At 66.6% G+C, this 414-nt stretch carries 1 protein-coding gene; it reads right to left on the reverse strand.

The genetic code is table 11. From position 1 onward, the window contains the following. Nucleotides 1–414, reverse strand: a 414-nt coding sequence (locus AC1U89_RS24895) for a hypothetical protein (RefSeq protein WP_479902286.1), incomplete at both ends; no start/stop codon positions are given.

The following is a 414-nucleotide window of genomic DNA, read 5'->3' on the forward strand; positions in this document are numbered from 1 at the left end:
GACGTAGAGGTTGTCCGTCCACGGGTCCCGCAATCGGCCGAGCATCGTGTCGTCGAGGAAGGGCGTGATTACCAGCTTCTCTCGGCCAAAATGGGCCCCCTCCCCGGTTTTACCGTTGAGTGCACTGAAGTTCTCCGGATCGCCGAGGTGGGCAGTGATGGAGCCCTGTTCGAAGTTCTCGCCGATACCCATGGGCCGGAATGCCAAGCGCTGAATATMCTCCGGCAACTCCCAGCGGACATCCGCCAGGCGCGAGGCGAGCCCGCGCACCCTGGCCAGCCTCCCGGCGTCGGGCGTCACCGTGCAGAGATCGGGGAGACCGGCGATGAAGCGGGCCAGGGGGCCGCTGTCCGGGCCAGCATCTTCGGCATCCTGCACGGGTTCGCCGTCCAGCCGGACGAGGAGGTCCCAGCT

The sequence above is a fragment of the Caulobacter sp. 05T431 genome (assembly GCF_056665975.1).